At 46.6% G+C, this 16,058-nt stretch carries 10 protein-coding genes; 3 read left to right on the plus strand and 7 right to left on the minus strand.

Annotated features, from left to right (window positions below; genetic code table 11):
- Nucleotides 1–39: 39 nt before the first annotated feature.
- The 6 genes from tnpC to DESYODRAFT_RS24435 all read right to left on the minus strand — a co-directional run bounded on the left by tnpC (nt 40) and on the right by DESYODRAFT_RS24435 (nt 11,667).
- Nucleotides 40–1,575 carry an IS66 family transposase gene (tnpC, locus tag DESYODRAFT_RS24410; protein ID WP_007787146.1) on the minus strand — a complete coding sequence of 512 codons (1,536 nt, stop codon included), beginning with the start codon at nt 1,573–1,575 and terminating at the stop codon, nt 40–42.
- A gap of 88 nt (nt 1,576–1,663) precedes the next feature.
- A complete protein-coding gene (gene tnpB / locus DESYODRAFT_RS24415) occupies nt 1,664–2,026 on the minus strand; it encodes an IS66 family insertion sequence element accessory protein TnpB (protein WP_007787148.1) in 363 nt (120 codons plus the stop codon).
- Nucleotides 2,016–2,390: an IS66 family insertion sequence element accessory protein TnpA gene (tnpA, locus tag DESYODRAFT_RS24420; RefSeq protein WP_007787150.1), complete on the minus strand. Its 375-nt coding sequence runs from the start codon at nt 2,388–2,390 to the stop codon at nt 2,016–2,018. The genes tnpB and tnpA overlap by 11 nt, the downstream gene beginning before the upstream one ends.
- Nucleotides 2,391–2,863: 473 nt before the next feature.
- The gene (locus tag DESYODRAFT_RS26780) at nt 2,864–6,733 is read right to left on the minus strand and encodes a cell wall-binding repeat-containing protein (RefSeq protein WP_007787152.1); all 3,870 of its coding nucleotides are present in this window, start codon (nt 6,731–6,733) and stop codon (nt 2,864–2,866) included.
- 604 nt (nt 6,734–7,337) lie between these two features.
- On the minus strand, nt 7,338–8,927 hold the full coding sequence (locus DESYODRAFT_RS24430; RefSeq protein ID WP_007787153.1) for an N-acetylmuramoyl-L-alanine amidase: 1,590 nt from the start codon (nt 8,925–8,927) through the stop codon (nt 7,338–7,340).
- Between the two features lie 106 nt (nt 8,928–9,033).
- Entirely contained in the window at nt 9,034–11,667 is a 2,634-nt protein-coding gene (locus tag DESYODRAFT_RS24435) for a S8 family serine peptidase (protein WP_007787155.1), read from the minus strand.
- 228 nt (nt 11,668–11,895) lie between these two features.
- Here DESYODRAFT_RS24435 and DESYODRAFT_RS24440 point away from each other — a divergent pair, with 228 nt between their 5' ends.
- On the plus strand, nt 11,896–13,950 hold the full coding sequence (locus DESYODRAFT_RS24440) for a cell wall-binding repeat-containing protein (RefSeq protein WP_007787156.1): 2,055 nt from the start codon (nt 11,896–11,898) through the stop codon (nt 13,948–13,950).
- A gap of 159 nt (nt 13,951–14,109) precedes the next feature.
- Here the strand turns inward: DESYODRAFT_RS24440 and DESYODRAFT_RS24445 are convergent, their stop codons facing one another.
- Nucleotides 14,110–14,511 (minus strand): Uma2 family endonuclease, encoded by a 402-nt coding sequence (locus DESYODRAFT_RS24445; RefSeq protein ID WP_042340099.1) that lies wholly within the window; start codon nt 14,509–14,511, stop codon nt 14,110–14,112.
- 85 nt (nt 14,512–14,596) lie between these two features.
- Between DESYODRAFT_RS24445 and DESYODRAFT_RS24450 the strand changes: the two genes are divergently transcribed.
- Both DESYODRAFT_RS24450 and DESYODRAFT_RS24455 read left to right on the plus strand, forming a co-directional pair.
- On the plus strand, nt 14,597–14,941 hold the full coding sequence (locus tag DESYODRAFT_RS24450; RefSeq protein ID WP_007787161.1) for an EamA family transporter: 345 nt from the start codon (nt 14,597–14,599) through the stop codon (nt 14,939–14,941).
- A gap of 9 nt (nt 14,942–14,950) precedes the next feature.
- Nucleotides 14,951–16,045 carry a GNAT family N-acetyltransferase gene (locus DESYODRAFT_RS24455; protein WP_007787162.1) on the plus strand — a complete coding sequence of 365 codons (1,095 nt, stop codon included), beginning with the start codon at nt 14,951–14,953 and terminating at the stop codon, nt 16,043–16,045.
- The last annotated feature ends 13 nt before the right edge of the window (nt 16,046–16,058 follow it).

Here is a 16,058-nt window from a genome sequence, read left to right on the forward strand (position 1 = left end):
AGAAAAAGGGCAAAAACCAGTATAAACTAAGTTTTTGCCCTATTTGCAAACAGCCTGTACGTCTGGACTCCACGGCAGATAATCTTCAAGAAATTCAGGGTATTGACCAAACTGCACACCGGGTAACTCTCTGAAAATGAAACAAAGATATTTATAGGGATTCAGACCATTGGCCTTAGCACTTTCAATCATGCTGTAAACAGCTGCACTGGAGGTTGCTCCTTTCGGGCTTCCGCTGAATAACCAATTTTTACGTCCGATCGTGAAGGGGCGAATACTGTTTTCTGCCAAGTTGTTGGAGAGGGAGCAGTTTCCATCCTTCAGATAATTCATCAATTCCTGCTTATGGTTTACCGCGTAATTTAGGGCTTCCCCCAATTTAGATTTAGGGAGAACCTTGTTCCTGTGGAAATCCACCCATGTCCAAAAGGCCTCCAAAACAGGTTGCTCCTGCTTCAGACGCTCGGTTTGTCGCACTTCTCTTGAACACCCTTCGAGAGCCTTCTCTTTCTCAAAGAGCTCATTACAGAATCGAATTCCATCACTTGCCAAGGTAGCTTCCGGACTATGGATATCTTTGGGCAAGGCATCGACGAAGTTCCTGCGAACATGGGCCCAACATAGGCATCTCGTAATTCCCTCTACCTTTTGGTAACCTGAGTAGGCGTCCGTGTGGAGGTACCCCTTAAATCCTTTGAGGAATTTCTGAGGGTATTTACCACTCCTGCCCGGTTGGTATTCAAAAATCCGGATGGGATGCTCACAGTGTTTGCCCGTACTGTAGATCCACATGTAGGAATCCGTGGTGTTTTTTCGGCCCTCTTCGTTAAGAACTTGAACTGGAGTTTCATCAGCGTGTAGGTAATTCTCCGCCAAGAGCTTCTGGTGCATCCGCTGCAAAAGCAGGGTCAGCCAGTCTCGGGCTGCGACCATGATCCAATTGGCCATGGTGGCACGACTTAATTCAACGCCCAGCGTCTTCCACTCTTTTTCCTGACGGTAAAGAGGAAGGGCGTTGACAAATTTCTGATGCATCACCCAAGCTACCGTAGAAGGAGAGGCCATGGAATGTTGAATTACCGGCGAAGGTACGGGTGCTTTCTCCATGTAGGGCAAGCCATTCTTACGACAGCTGCGGCATTCGAACGTTTCACGGTAAAGATCAATCACCCTGACTTTTGCAGGGATAAACTCAATTTCGGTGCGCATGAACTCTTCTCCTACTGAGACCAACGTCGTCTGACATTCTTCGCAGAACCGGTCATCTTCTAATAGAGTACAGAGCCGTTTTTCATGGGGAAGATCTTTCAAAAGTTCCTTGCGTTGACCGTTAAATTTCTTTCGCCGGTAACCCTCGACTTGCTTGAGGTCTGGTTCTACAGCCTTGGGGTTAGACTCCGTTTCTGCTTCATCAAAAAGAGACATCTGTCCTAGGTCAAGGACGGATGTCTTCTCAGAGCTTCGACCAAAGAGTTTACGAGTCAGATGCTGAATGGTTTCATGAAGAAGTTTGTTTTCCTTCTCCAGTTCGGTGATGCGATGTTCAAGTGTCTTTATCGATTCCACTTCACTCATCAACCCTAAATCCTTTGCGTTTATTACTACATTTATTGTAACATAAAAACGCCGGAAATTCCAGTAACCATGCTGGTTTTGGCCGTTTTTACACCGAAAAACAGCCTGTAGAATCCCACTTTTTCACGGCCTTGGGTTGATCGATGGACATCCCCTCCATAAGCCAGCGGAATTCTTGGCGGGTAATCCCGCGGACCGCTTCAGCATTCTTGGGCCATTGGAATTTGCTCTTTTCCAGTCGTTTATACAGAAGAACAAAGCCATCTCCTTCCCAATAGAGTGCCTTCAGTCGATCATGCCGACGACCGCAAAAGAGAAACAAACTGTTCTGGAACGGGTTGAGCTGGAAGTTTTGCTGAACCAAGGCTGTCAGTCCGTCGATGGACTTGCGCATGTCGGTATACCCGCAGGCGACGTAGATTTTATCGGCCTTAGAGAGATCACCGAGCATGATGGAGTGCCCTCAGAGTATTCTCGATTAATTCTATCGATGCGGTGTTATGAATTTCCAGGATTATGGCATCCATACGCACTACGATAGCCGGTGACGATGATTCAATAGATTGGGGACTGACCCGGTTGACTTGGTCAAGTGGAAAAGAAACTGGCACGATTGAATTGTTTTCGGGTTGAAGTGATGGCAGAGCTTCGCAGGCGGCTGTACGGACTTTTTTCAACCAATAGTAATAATTTCTCGGTATAATACTATTCTCAGCGCACCAGACAGCGACAGTCTGTCCACTGCTCCGGCATTCACGGACGATCTCAGTCCACTGATTTAATCGGTAGTTACGGGTTGCTTCTCTGGTATCCAACTCTAAACCTCCTTTGCAGTTTTTCCACTAACTCGAAAAACTGCAAAACTCTAATTTAGAGTATTTCATAGTTTCAAATAGGTTTCTACACACTGTCTTATTGGACGCTTACTTTCGAGCCGCTATTTCATCCATCCACCGCTTATGAATATATGGCTGAAATGCTTAAATAGTGGCCGCCTATTACAAAGGACGAATATGACAACGATTGAAACCTACACCACTCATGAAAGATGGTGAATTATCATCACTTAAAAGAGTTTCTAAGGAGACTCTTTTTGAGTTTTTACTTCGGAGGCCTTTTCCGACCCAAGCACTAGTTGGCGGAGGAAGTCCGGTTGTACCAAATGAAATAACCTTGGCGCATTCATCGAAGTCGATAAGAAAGCCTCTCGCTTTAGCGAAAGGCTTTCTCGTAACTTTTGATCAATTATTCTTGTGAAATCAAGATTATAAGCAATTCTCTTCGAAAATTACTGCCAGTTTACACCGTTGAATGTCATTGTCTCTGGTACATAAGCGCTGCCAGCTGCGTCTTTCAATACGCCTGGTTTAGCCTTGATTGTATCACCAAATGAAGCTCCAGTTACAACAAGTGTTACAACGCTAGCATTATAGGTAGCTGATGTAATAGTTACGGTACCATCGGCTACAAATTGGTTCTTAATCTCGGTAGCAGGAGGTATTGCCATACCACCAATGTATAGAGGAGCGCTGAATGTTAATACTAAGTCTGTATCATCAGCACTAACAAGTGATGCAGTTGGAGCAGCAGCTATAGCTGCATAAGTGATAGTAACCGTCAAGGTTTTATCATTTGCTCCAGAGACAGCACTAGATGCTGACAATGATCCTGGAACTGTAACGGCTCCAGGTCCAGCTCCAGTAAACGAGTGAGTAGCATCAGCTGTTAATACAACCGTTGCGGCAGGTGATCCTACTACAAAGTTACCAGCTGTTACTCCTGCTGTCCAACTAATTGTTCCTGTATAACCTGTTCCTGCAGCTATTGTTGTTGCTGCTGCTTCACCAACAACTGGTACAGGTATAGATACTGTTGCACTTGTTATAGGAGTTACTGCTGCCACAGTTGGAACTATTTTTACAATGTCAATGAATCTGCTGGCATTTGGTACTTGCTCATCAAGCGACACTTGTACGCTATCGCCAACTTTAATATCTCTTAAAGCCTTAACAAGAATGTCACTGACATCTTTAGCATTTAGTACAGATCCATCTGAAACTAACACGTAGTCTATCCCATCGATTTGTACTGTACGAGTAGATATAGCAACATCTGTTACAGTTCCAGAAACGATACGTGGGCGCAGGTTCAAGTTAATATCCTCAACCTGGCCGTTATCGTCATTAACTTTAAGAGCCACTAAGGAACCTTTATTGATACTGCTATCGGTCACTTTGTCAACGTTGTAAGTTTTCTTGACACCATCAACTAGAACAGTCAATTCTGTAATTTCTAGTTTAGTATTACGCAATACTTTTGTTACAACTCCGTTAACTTCGGTAGTGTCTTCAGCATCAGTTCCTTTGATAATCAGATACTTGATTTCATTATCACTATTCACATAGTAAGTAGCTTCCTGTACTTTAAAGCCTTTATCTTTTAATGCTCCCCATGTAGTTACGACAATGTCATCAGCATCTGGATTATACGTTCCAGTATCATGACCATCAAATACTACTGTACTGCTCAACAGCTTTGAACCATTCATGAACTTATCTGTCAATTTAACCGCAAGGTCGCCGCCAGCAACTGATAATGTGTCTGGGGTTATGAACTCAAATCCGACAACTTTACCACTATCATTTTTCTTAAGCTCAATAAGGCTATTATCTACAGCGCTGTCAAGATCGACAATCGCTAAGCCACCGTTCCAAGCTGTAGCAGTTGTTCCGGCTACTAAGTTTCCGTTCAGATCAAATGCCTGATTATTTTCATCTAGGGCTACAATCTCATGGTTTGCATTAAGCCCAAATTTATCAATTTTTAAAGTGCTGACAGGGCTTGATGGGAAGTACTTATCTACTTGATATTTCTTGCCATTAGTTCCGGTAACACTATCTAGAGAATCGATACGGATGGTGTAGGATTGCTCTTCACCCGCTCCATCGACACCTTCTAGCTCTACTGTTCCTCTAGTATCGACACTGTTAGCAAAGTAGATTACTGCATCGTCAGTTAAGTGGAAACCGTCTTTATTTGATGCCACAGCAGCCTGCTCACCAGTAAGATAGATAGCATCACCTTTGTGATCTAAGAACAATGTAACTCTTCCGCCAGCTTGGAACTCTTCAGCTACATCGCTGTCAACATCTTCAAAGTCGTCGCCGTCAAGATATTGAGTCGGCTTGTTGTACTTAAGACCTGCAAAGTTATAGGTTGTTCCATCAATTCTGATTTCAGCGCTAAATACATCTTCGATCTCACCGGAAACAGAATCGTTGTAAACTACTGCAAATCCATCTCCGTCATTAGAATCAGCATCAAAGTAAATGATGTCTCCTTCTTCCAGATCACTAACAGCGATTTGCTTGCCATCTTTAACAACGAGGTAGTCTTCAAGATCAATTTCGGTGTCATCATAAGAGACAGCTACAGTTTCCTCTACTTCGGAAACGATAAGATAATCATCCCACATGTAAGCTTGAATTAGCTCAACCTCTCCGGTACTGTTGAAGAACACTCTAGCATAGTCATACTCATCGCCATCATTACCAAAAGTTACACTTGAATCGTTCACATAGAACTTAAATCCAGTTTCAGCGAGATCATACTTTGTGTCGTTGATTTCAATTTCGCCGTAGTCGCTTCCTGCACGATCTTCAGTGATTTCAAGACCGCCAGAAACTACTGTTTCATCTTCATATACAATATTTACTAAGTCACGGTCTGAGTTATACCATACACGTGCTTTGCGGCCTAGTGCGTCACCATAATCAAATTTTGTGGTTTTAGGAACATTGATTGTTACTGCTCCAATTTTAATTTTACGACCACTCGGGTCAACATCTAAAATTCTTTCCTTGACATATGCAGGACGGTTGAATGTAGTTTTAAGACTTGTTCCATCGGCATTTACTGTCACGGTGTAATTAGTAACGTAAGAAAGTACAGGATTTGCTTGGTTAGCATCATCATGGGAATATAATTCAACGGTCGCAATCAACCCATTTGAATTTAATACTGCACTTTTTACACCATAGCGAGCCAATGTGTTTGCGTTTTGAACTGCTACATCTGAAGTTTCAAGTTTAGAAATAGGTTTACTGAAAGTAATCTCAAGAACGCTGTTTGCATCGTTAAGAGCACTTACTGATAAAATTTTCAACTCATTTGTATCAGGTGTAACTTGGCCAGCTGCAACGCCAGCGCGTACGCTCTCAGGAACAACAAACTCGCCACCAAGAGCAGTAACTACAGCGCTAGCTGGAGATTTGCTGTAAGTGAAAGCTGCAGCAGCAGGAACTGTTTTGCCGTCTGTAAGAACGATAGGCGATTTTGTTTGAGCTGCAAGCGGAGCACCTGCCAGAGCATCAATACCGGTTACGCCGTTAGCAACATAGACATTGTCAAACGCGAGTCCAGCTGCGAAATCTTTAATAACTTGGTTATTGGTGTCATAAGCGGTCATACCATAGTGGCGAGTTGCGCCAGGAAGTCCGGCTACTACTGTATCACTGATAACGCCTGATCCGCCGATAACATCACTGGATGTGATTCCAGCACTTGTTAAGTAAGAAGCTACACTAGCAGGAAGAGCATCTTTGTCAGTTAAGAGAATTGCTTGATTAGCAGCAGCAGCTACTGAAGCAATGGAGAGTGCGTCCGGAACAGTGTTAGCGATAGCAACTTTGGTTACGCCAGTCATTTTCTTAGCGATATTGACGGATGTTTCAGCACGGTCATATCCACCAAGAGCTTCAACTTCGATACCCATAGCTTTTAACTCATCGATAACCCCTTGTTTAATAACAGCAGTTCCGCTTGTTACATAAACTTTTTTAACTTCGAGTTTAGTGAGCTCAGCTTTGGTAGCAGCATCTAAGGTGTCTCCGGCTCCGGTCAACAGGATAGGAGCTTTTAAGGAAGCAGCCAAAGGACCAGCAGTTAAAGCATCAACCATACCATAGGAGGTTGAGGATGCGAGAACAGCAGTACCGGTATAGCCGGTTTGGTCAGCGATTTTTACAGCGGTTTGTTCAGCGGTTACGCCAGCAATACGAGTTGGAACTGGTGCAGCAGCGAAAACATTAAATGGAATCATGCTTAATGTCATACCTGCGATAGCTAAAGTAGCTAAAGCTTTTTTAGTTTTCTTCATGTAGTGAATTTCTCCTCTCGTCATTGGATCTCTTTCTTTGGGAAATGAACTATCTCTCTTTACCAGGACGTCTTTTTAGTCGCCCCTCACCCCCTTAAAATGTGTAGCACAATCTTTAGACATTGCGCAATATCTAAAAGTATTCCACAGAATAAACGGGAGCGTCCCCCCTAAGGATGACGGTTATTCATCCCTCCTGTGGCATACCATTTAGAACGCATGGGAAATGAAGAAACCACAAAAAGGTCTATATTAGCTATATATATTCTTCGCCATAGCCAATATTCCTGCTTGCTGTCCGATTTTTTTTAGGGGACTGACACTAGCCTTATCCCATCGGACAAGTTTCCAATTTTACTGGTTCTAGTTTACACTAAAACCTTCTAGTTTTCCACCATTTAGTCAAAAATATACTGACTTCTCATGGGAATATATGAAGTATAGCATATTATTTGACTCTAATCATGAAGTTTTTGTGGAGTTTCAACAAATAATTTATTGAGATGCTTGGTGCTTTACCAAGCTATCATGCTTAAGTTATGCAATCAATCCGTGAATTTCGGACTACTAAATTTCAATGCACATGAGATCAGATTGTTTATGCCTAATACCCTGCGAAGCTTAGAATCCCTCGATATATTCCCTGGGCAGCTTTTTTTTGAAACTCCGGTGAGGTTAAAAGAGCCTCTTCGGTTGGGTTAGAAAGAAAACCAAGTTCCACAAGGACCGCAGGCATTTCTGTATTCTTGATTACATAGAACGCAGCATCCTTGACTCCCCGGCTGGGTAAGCCGAGCGCTTGAACCAGCTCACTCTGAACGCTCGCCGCTAAGGTCTTGGATTGCGCACCCACCGGGTTCTGTGAACTATAATAAGTTGTCGTCCCCGAGGTTTCAGGATTACTGAAAGAATCATTGTGGATACTGATAAAAAGGTCTGCCTTTGTGTCGTTGGCTATTTTAGTCCTTGCTTCAAGGTCTGCCCGTTCTGAATAGGTTCCCTCAGCCGGTGAAACGTCTGTGCTGCGGGTCAAGATAACCCGTGCTCCCGCAGAACGCAGCAAACTTGCCAGATCGATCCCCACCGGAAGGGTATTACTTTTCTCATACCTCCCGGACACACCTTTTGCGCCTGGATCAGGCCCGCCGTGCCCTGGGTCTACGACAATCGTCAGATTTGCCAAAAGGTAGGGGGGCTGCACAGTTCCATCTAACATACCTCTGACTTTATCTGTGATTACAGCCGCTCCTCCGATAATCACAACACGGAGAGGGCTTTCCGCCGGCGTGGATAAGACGGAATAAATGGCACCCGGCAAGATATCTCTTTGGGTCAGAACGATGCCTGCCCGCTTTTTAGCGGCCAGACCTCCTGCCGCGAGAGCGTCGGGAAAATTTTCACCTGTTACCATATACGTTGTTTGGGAAGGCAGCGCATCCCGGGCAAACTCATAGATTTCGGCGGCTGTATCATAGCGGTCGTTTCCGAATATTCGCTCCACGCTCTGCAGAAGGTCTAAGATCTTAGAGGATACCACGGCTTCCCCGCCGACAACAATCGTATGCAAATCCCCTTCTTTCTGAAAATCATTGATTGCTTGTTTAGTTGCGCTGGGCATCGTATGTGACATTGTCAAAAGAATCGGAGTCTCGGTCGCCCCTGCGTAGGCTGAAATAGAGAGCGCATCAGGGAACTGTTCTCCGCTGGCTAAGATGACTTGGCCCTTTGACCCTACGCGTTCGGCGACCTTTTGGGCTGTTTCAAATTGATCATACCCATAAATTCGTTCCGGTTGGTCTAATCCGGCCTTTAAGATGTCCTCCTCAACCTTTTGGCTTAAAGCGGCTGTTCCTCCGAGAAGGATGACGTTCTCCGCCCCCAGACGTTTGATTTCTTGCATAACCTTCTCGTCAACTCCGCCGACCGGGGTCAGGAGAATCGGTGCATCCAGCTGATGGGAAAGCGGTGCCGCTACTAAAGCATCCGGAAAATTGTCGCAGTTAGCGAGTATGACGGTCTCTGCCTTTCTCCAGCCTTCTATAGAGACGTTGATCGCGGTATCAATCTGACGCATCCCATAAATTCTTTGTGTGTCTAAGGATAATGGAGTGGCTTGGACCGGACTCTGAAAAGCCACCAAAAATCCGAAGCCTACTAACACTATCCCTATAAGTCTCGATTTTAACTTTGCCACTTCATCACTCCTTGTTGGTTAAACTATCCCTGTTTTTAATTTCGACAAGATACATCTTGTTCCTGCCTGACCTTCGTCCCAATTCGATCCGATCTCATGCTTCATGCTACTGAACCCAAGCTTGTACCGTTTGAACAACCTTTTCCGGCAAAGCTGAGACCCCGCCTAAGGCTTCTACTTCCGTTTCCTGCCAGGACTTCAGGAGAAGGGCTAAACTGGTCGGAATCTCTGACTGAGTGGGGACTAAGACCACTCTCGATCCATAAAAGGCTGCCCGTACCGCTCCTGTTAAGGCATCCGGGAAGTTCTCTCCCGTCGCAATTTCCGCCCTGGAACTTGTGGGAGGATAGGTTTCTAAGACAGCCGCTGCCGTGTCATAAGCGGTGATTCCGCCGATACGCCTGGGGAACGGAAGCTGCTCCATGACGTTCGCCCCAACCACCGCTGTTCCTCCAATCACTAAAGACTCGGTGACCATGAAGTCTTGTAAAGCGGTTTGTGTCTCCGCAGATATTGCCTGGGGCTCTGTAAGCAGGATCGGTATCCCTTGCCTTGCTGCCCATGAAGAAATCACTAAAGCGTCTTGAAAGTAACGTACACTGGCAACCACAGCCTTTCCCTTGGTCCCTAGTTCTTGAGCTATCGCCCGGGCGGTTCCTTCTGCAGTATAACCGAAGAGGCGTTTTACATCATAAGTTTGTCGGAGTTCACTTTCGATCTGTGCAGACAAAGCGGCTGTGCCTCCCAGGAGATAGACGGTCTTGGGTGCCAGTCGTTTTAGTTCTGCCCGAATATCCTCTGTAAGCCCGGAGTTTGGAGAGAGCAGGATCGGTGCTTGCAATTTATAAGCGAGCGGTGCTCCGGCCAAGGCATCCGGAAATTGATTGACCTGTGCCAGGATAACAGTATCTGCTCCAGTAGTAAAGGTCTCCTTGGAAATTTGAATAGCTGTCCCCTCCGCTGTCACTCCTGCGAAGCGCCGGCTCTGCTCTCCGCTGGTCTGGGCTGTTCCAATAGCATAAATTCCCGGCCCATAGAGGCCAAGCCTCGCTTCACCATCGCTGATTTCTCCACCTAAGGAGATCCAGCGCGAACCGTTCCAGCGATAAAGACTCCCGCTAAAATCTCCTTTAAGCAGGGGGTCGCTCCATTTTAGGGAGAGCATCTTCTCGGGTACGGCATTTCCCCAGTCAACCTGAAAGGCTGGGGTTAAAAACGCGGCCCCCTTTGGCAAATCAGCTGGGGCAGCCAGAGCTTTTAATGTGACATTCACTGATTGCGTAAAGGCCTGTGAAGGAATGGTCAAATCAATCCGGGTCGATCCTTCCGCTGTTTGGATAATTCCTCCCGAAGCATCGATGACCGCTGGGGAGGGCTGTGTATCCATAGTTTGAGTGGTGAGATTTAAGGCCAGCTTAACATCAATCAGACCATAACCATACCGGTCGTCCCGTCCCGGAGAACCTAAATCCTTCGTCCCTTGCAAAAGAGCTTGTACCACTTGATCTCTCGACCATTCCGGGTGTTGACCCCAAATCAAGGCGGCTTCCCCTGAGACAAAGGGAGTCGCAAGAGACGTCCCGCTCGCGTAAGTGTAACCCGATCCCTCTGCTCTGCTCCATCCGGAAGTCGGGATAGAATCTCCCGGGGCAGCCAGATCCACTTCTGAGCCTGTGGCCGAGTAGCTTGTTACCTTACCTTCTTTATCTGTGGCGGTAATCGCCAGCACACGAGGGTCGGAAGCCGGGTAGCTCACCCCGGGGTTTGCTTGGGCCTCGGGGTCATAATTCCCGCTGGCCGCGATCAATAAGCACCCTTTATTATAGGCATAGGTCACCGACTGCCTTAAGATTTCCGAGTCAACCGGACCATTTTCCGAACCAAGACTTAAGTTAATTATTTGCGCTCCGTGATCTGCCGCCCAGATAATTCCCTCAGCTATGGCATCATCAAACCCTACTCCTTTAGAACCGATAGCCTTAATTGGCATGATCTTCGCTTGATAGGCCACTCCGACGATCCCCAGGCCGTTACGTTCAGCAGCCGCGATTCCGGCAACCTGGGTGCCATGCCCATTGGTGTCCTGAGCGGCCCCCTCTGCTTCACTTCCTGTGATAGAGTTATATCCGGGAACCAGATTTCCTCTTAAATCCGGATGTTCAAGAGCGACCCCTGTGTCAACGATGGCAATGGTTATGCCCTGACCCGTTGCTCCCTCGTTCCAGGCTTCCGGTACCCCCCTATCGATCAATGACCATTGTTTCGCAAAGAGCGGGTCCTTGGGCTGGGTTGTTTCTGCCGTACTCTGGATGGTGCGGGCATGATTTTCTTCCGCACCTGTGATCCCGGGAGTATCTTTCAATGCTTCTATGACGTCTTGTAGATTGCTCGTTTCCGTCACTTCCAACGTGGCAAAATTCAAGGGACCCCGGCGGATAATCTTGGCACTAACATCCTTTGCCGCCTGTTCGAGATTTGCCCCCGGCGCGAGCGAGATGACGACTTGATGCGGATCAGATGGGCTTTGGCCTGTTATGCCTTGGGAGGCCTTGGGATGCTCAGACATTGCGTGAATTGGGGCTGCCCCTAAGTTTAGGAGCATTAATCCCACAATTCCTAATGATAACAGCGTTAACTTGCTTCGATAAAACCGGCGCATAAACATCTTTTTCACGCCTTTCCTTACGTCTGATGTCGATCTGAACCCGTTCATATGTTTATTCGACAAATTATGCAGCATTCCTTTTTGCTCCAACCCCTTATTCTACCTATGTTATATTTTGGATGGCTTTAATCCTTCCTGTGAGGAAGGATTTTAAGTTGTTTTAAAGAATAATTAGGAATAAGAGTTCATTTTTGCGAATTAGTTCAGTATGTTTTGTCGCAGCGGCTTCACGCAAGCGAGTTAATATACTCCTTGCCGGTTAACAGAACTTAAAATTACGTAAGAAAGAGGTTCGGTTGATTAATGAATTTTATCACAAAAAAGGTCCTTAGTATTTTCTTTAGTTTAATGATTCTCTTAAGTCTGGCACCCCTGCTTCCCCTTCAGGTGAAAGCTGCCCCTGCCGAATCGGTCACTGATCGAATTTACGGGAATACCTTATATGATACGGCTGTGGAAATTTCTAAAAGGGGGTGGGATTTTGCCCCTGTTGCTGTCCTGGCGACCGGAAGGAATTTTCCGGATGCCTTGACCGGAACCGTACTCGCTCGCAAAGTGAATGGACCCTTACTTCTCACAGAATCGAATCGGTTGAATCCCGAAGTGGCCGCAGAGCTTAAACGTCTTGGCACGCAAGAAGTCTATCTGCTCGGCGGAGAAGTCGCTTTGAACGTCGGGGTTGAAAACTCTCTCAAAGACTTAGGGATCTTGCCCAGACGTCTCTCAGGCTGGGATCAGTACGGAACCGCTGCGGAGATTGCCCGTGCAGCCGCTCCAAATTCTGATGAAGCCTTTTTAGTCAATGGGGAATTGTTTCCGGATGCTTTAAGTATCTCCTCCTATGCCGCTGCTCAAGGGATTCCTGTCCTGCTCACACGTTCGGATTCACTGCCGCCGGAAACGGCTAAGGCACTGGCTGATCTGGGGGTTTCGGAAGTGACGCTGATCGGTGGTAAGGCTGTGATTAAGGACAGCATCGAAGACCAGCTAGGCAAGCTCCCTCAGCCCGTCAAAGTCGCCGCCCGTTATGCCGGTTATGATCAGTATGAAACGAACACGGAAGTGTTAAATCATTTATCCTTTGCTACCTCCAAAGTTTATGTAGCAACCGGGGAAAATTTCCCGGATGCCTTAGCGGGAGCCGCTCTGGCCGGGAAAAGCAATACCCCGATCCTCTTAATTCCCAATTCCGCTTTAGGTAAATCGACGACTGCTTATCTTAATGAACGCCGGGCTTCCGGCGCCGCCTTTACGATTTTCGGGGGCTGGGGGGTTATTAGTTATAAGATGGAAAGCGTCATCCGCACGGGTGCCGTCCAACCGTGGGTTTCCCTTCAATATACCCAGGGGGGTTATGGCGGCACGAATGGAATGCTCAATCAGGTTATGTCAATCCCCTCCCCTGCCACGGATTATGCGGATATCATCGCCCCAAGCTGGTATTATCTTGATGATACCGCCGATGGAAACGTGGTGGGAGGATGGGATGCAACGCCGGACAATTACTCCAAGTTTACGGCTAATGTTCAGTCCCGCAACTTAAAAGTCCTTCCCGTCATACAGTCTTCTTGGAGCACTCCTGATACAGTGGATAAGGTCATGGCTACTGAAACCGCCCGGGCTAAGTTAATAGGCCAGATCAAGGATCGGATTAACAGCATCAAGGCCGATGGAATTGTGATCGATTTTGAATTAATGAATACCAAAACCGGGCCTTATCTAACCCAGTTCATGAAAGAGCTTTACGCTGAACTTCACCCCTTGAATAAGCTGGTGATTCAAGCCGTCATGCCTCGAACGGGTAATGAGGAATGGCTCGAAGAGTTTGACTACGCCGGACTTGTTCAACATGTTGACTACCTGCACATTATGACTTATGACTATAGTCACGGGGTGCCTGGGCCGATCGCACCGCTGGATTGGAGCAGCCGGGTCCTGAAATACGCCAAAGATCAAGGGGTTGACATGCGTAAGGTCCTTTTCGGGCTTCCCTACTATGGGGTCGACTGGACCGCTAAGGGAACCCCTGATGCTCCCTCCTATAGCCGTGTCGCCCGCGGGCTTCACACTCTCTATGGTACGACTTCGGATACGGATATAACCGGAATGATGGAAGTTATAGCAAAGTATAACAGCACCGTCCAACGAGATGCTTCACAGATCCCTTATTTTAGTTACACTGATGCCGATGGCGCTTCACATACTGTTTACTATGATGATGCCCAAAGCTGGAATGCCAAAATGAGCCTGCTCAGCCAATACGGTCTGGGCGGTGTGGGAGCCTGGTCCCTCTACTGGACGATCCACCCGGAAAGCTCCGGTGCGATCTTCCCGGTCCTAAAGCAGCATCTGCGCTAGACTAAGACAGGGGGACGGTTCTTCTGTCTGATGCAAGCTGGGAATGGCTCTTGCTTTGGGGGAAGTTCCAACATTTCCTCTCTCCTCCCAAAGGTAAAATAGTCAAGCCGATCACTGTTTTTAATCCAAACAGTGATCGGCTTATTTGCTCTTACTTACCTAAAACTCAAAAACCGTACTCAAATTGACGACAAGGTCCGGGAAAATCGACACCTTGACCACGGCCGTTTCGCTATACAGTTCGGGTCTTCCATATCGTGCATTTTCCTGCAATATGAATACACTTACAAGCTTCGTGTCAGGCTCTACTATCCAATACTCTTTCACTCCAAATTTCTCGTACATATTAAATTTTAAGAGTCTGTCGGTCTTGGCTGTAGAGGGGGATATTATTTCGATAACCAAATCAGGTATTCCAAAATAGCCCGTTCCCTTTAATTGACTCTTATCGCAAATGACCACTAAATCTGGTTGACAGACATTGGTAACATCTTCATCCGCTGCTTCCCCATCTGAGAGTCGTAAATCAAAGGGTGCAGCAAATATTTCAAGAAACTTCACACTCTGGCTTGAAGCAGCAGCTCTAAGCCTTCCTTGTTGCTTTGTGCATCTCATCTTGTATAATACTAATTGAGGTGGAACGCTTTTGTTAATATTGCTGACAATTTTTAATTCAGTTCTCATGGTAACGGGGCAAACCCTTTGGAAGTTAGGGGCAACCGGAAAAGACATCCATAGTCTCAGTCAACTCTTACGCCTTTTTTTAAGCCCTTATGTGATTTCAGGCCTCTTTGTGTATGCCTTTGCTTCCGTGCTTTGGATTTATATTTTAAATAAAGGCGAGTTAAGCTATGTTTATCCAATTCAGAGTACCGCCTTTATTTTTGCCCTTATTATAGGGACAACGATTTTTAAAGAGCAGCTGACACCCACGAAAATCGTCGGGGTGTTAGTGATTTGCCTTGGGATCATTATTATCACACGAAAGTAGGCACATATCATGTGGAAAGCGGTTAAATACCTGCCGAAAAATCTCCTTGAAACCATCGAAATGACGAGGGAGTATTACGGGGATTCCTGGGTATCCGATTCAAACTTCTTAAAATGGCAGTATGAAGCAAACCCGGCCGGGCCTGCAGTCATCCAATTAGCGCGGGATATTGAAACCAATCAGGTGGCCGGTCAAAATGTTGTGATTCCCATGCGCTTTAAAACCCCCGATGATCCAATCAACGGTACCCTTTGCTTAAACATTCTTACACGGGAAGCTTATTGTGGGCAAGGGATTTTCACGGGCTTGGCTGAACCCGTTTATCAGGACTGTGTTAAGCAAGGATTGGAGTTTTGCTATGCCTTTCCCAATCCCAATTCCTACCCTGGATTCATCCGGAAGCTTGGATTCACGGACATAGGAAGCGTCCCCCTCTTACTCCGCCCCTTAAACCCTAAAGCCCTGGTCCGGAAAAAGCTGGGCTCAGTGCTTGCTTCTCTGGCGTTGCCGCTTCATCCCCTTTTCGGAGTGAAGGATCAGCCGGATGACCGCTACGAGGTCTACCCGCTCATGGAATCGGATCTCTCCGAGTTTGATGGCTTCTGGATTAAAATACAACACAAGTATCCCCTTATGGGCATTCGGGATGCCGACTATATCCGCTGGCGGTATTTTGACATTCCCCTTCGGGACTATCAACTCTATGGGGTCCGCCGGAAGGGCGGCTCCCCACTTCTCGGTTACATCGTGGGACGCTGTACGGAAGTGGCCGAAATGGATTCGGGGATGATCGTGGACTTTTTAGTGGACCCCAGCCATCCGGACGCAGGAAATGCATTGGTAACCCGTCTTCTTCGCTTCTTTGTCGATCAAAAGATGGAATTAGCCGGTTCACTGATGCTGCCTCATACTGGGGAGTTTGCTATTCTCAAAGCCCAGCGATTTTTCACCTGTCCCAAATTCCTGGAACCCCAGCCCTTCCGGGTTATTTACCGCAGGTTTACTCCCCTTAAAGGGGATACGAAGGATGGAGATACGAAAGATGATCCCTTTCTCCAGCTAAATCAGTGGTTTTTGACGATGGGGGATTATGATGTTATTTAGACCAAGGAGAAAT

Origin of the sequence: Desulfosporosinus youngiae DSM 17734, from assembly GCF_000244895.1 — a bacterium.
Lineage (GTDB): Bacteria > Bacillota > Desulfitobacteriia > Desulfitobacteriales > Desulfitobacteriaceae > Desulfosporosinus > Desulfosporosinus youngiae.

Excerpts from the sequence above, each read along its gene's own strand:
- tnpB (WP_007787148.1), bottom strand. The coding sequence starts at position 2,026 with ATGCTCGGTGATCTCTCTAAGGCCGATAAAATCTACGTCGCCTGCGGG.
- DESYODRAFT_RS24455 (WP_007787162.1), top strand. The coding sequence starts at position 14,951 with ATGTGGAAAGCGGTTAAATACCTGCCGAAAAATCTCCTTGAAACCATC.
- DESYODRAFT_RS26780 (WP_007787152.1), bottom strand. The coding sequence starts at position 6,733 with ATGAAGAAAACTAAAAAAGCTTTAGCTACTTTAGCTATCGCAGGTATG.
- DESYODRAFT_RS24440 (WP_007787156.1), top strand. The coding sequence starts at position 11,896 with ATGAATTTTATCACAAAAAAGGTCCTTAGTATTTTCTTTAGTTTAATG.
- DESYODRAFT_RS24435 (WP_007787155.1), bottom strand. The coding sequence starts at position 11,667 with ATGCTGCATAATTTGTCGAATAAACATATGAACGGGTTCAGATCGACA.
- tnpC (WP_007787146.1), bottom strand. The coding sequence starts at position 1,575 with ATGAGTGAAGTGGAATCGATAAAGACACTTGAACATCGCATCACCGAA.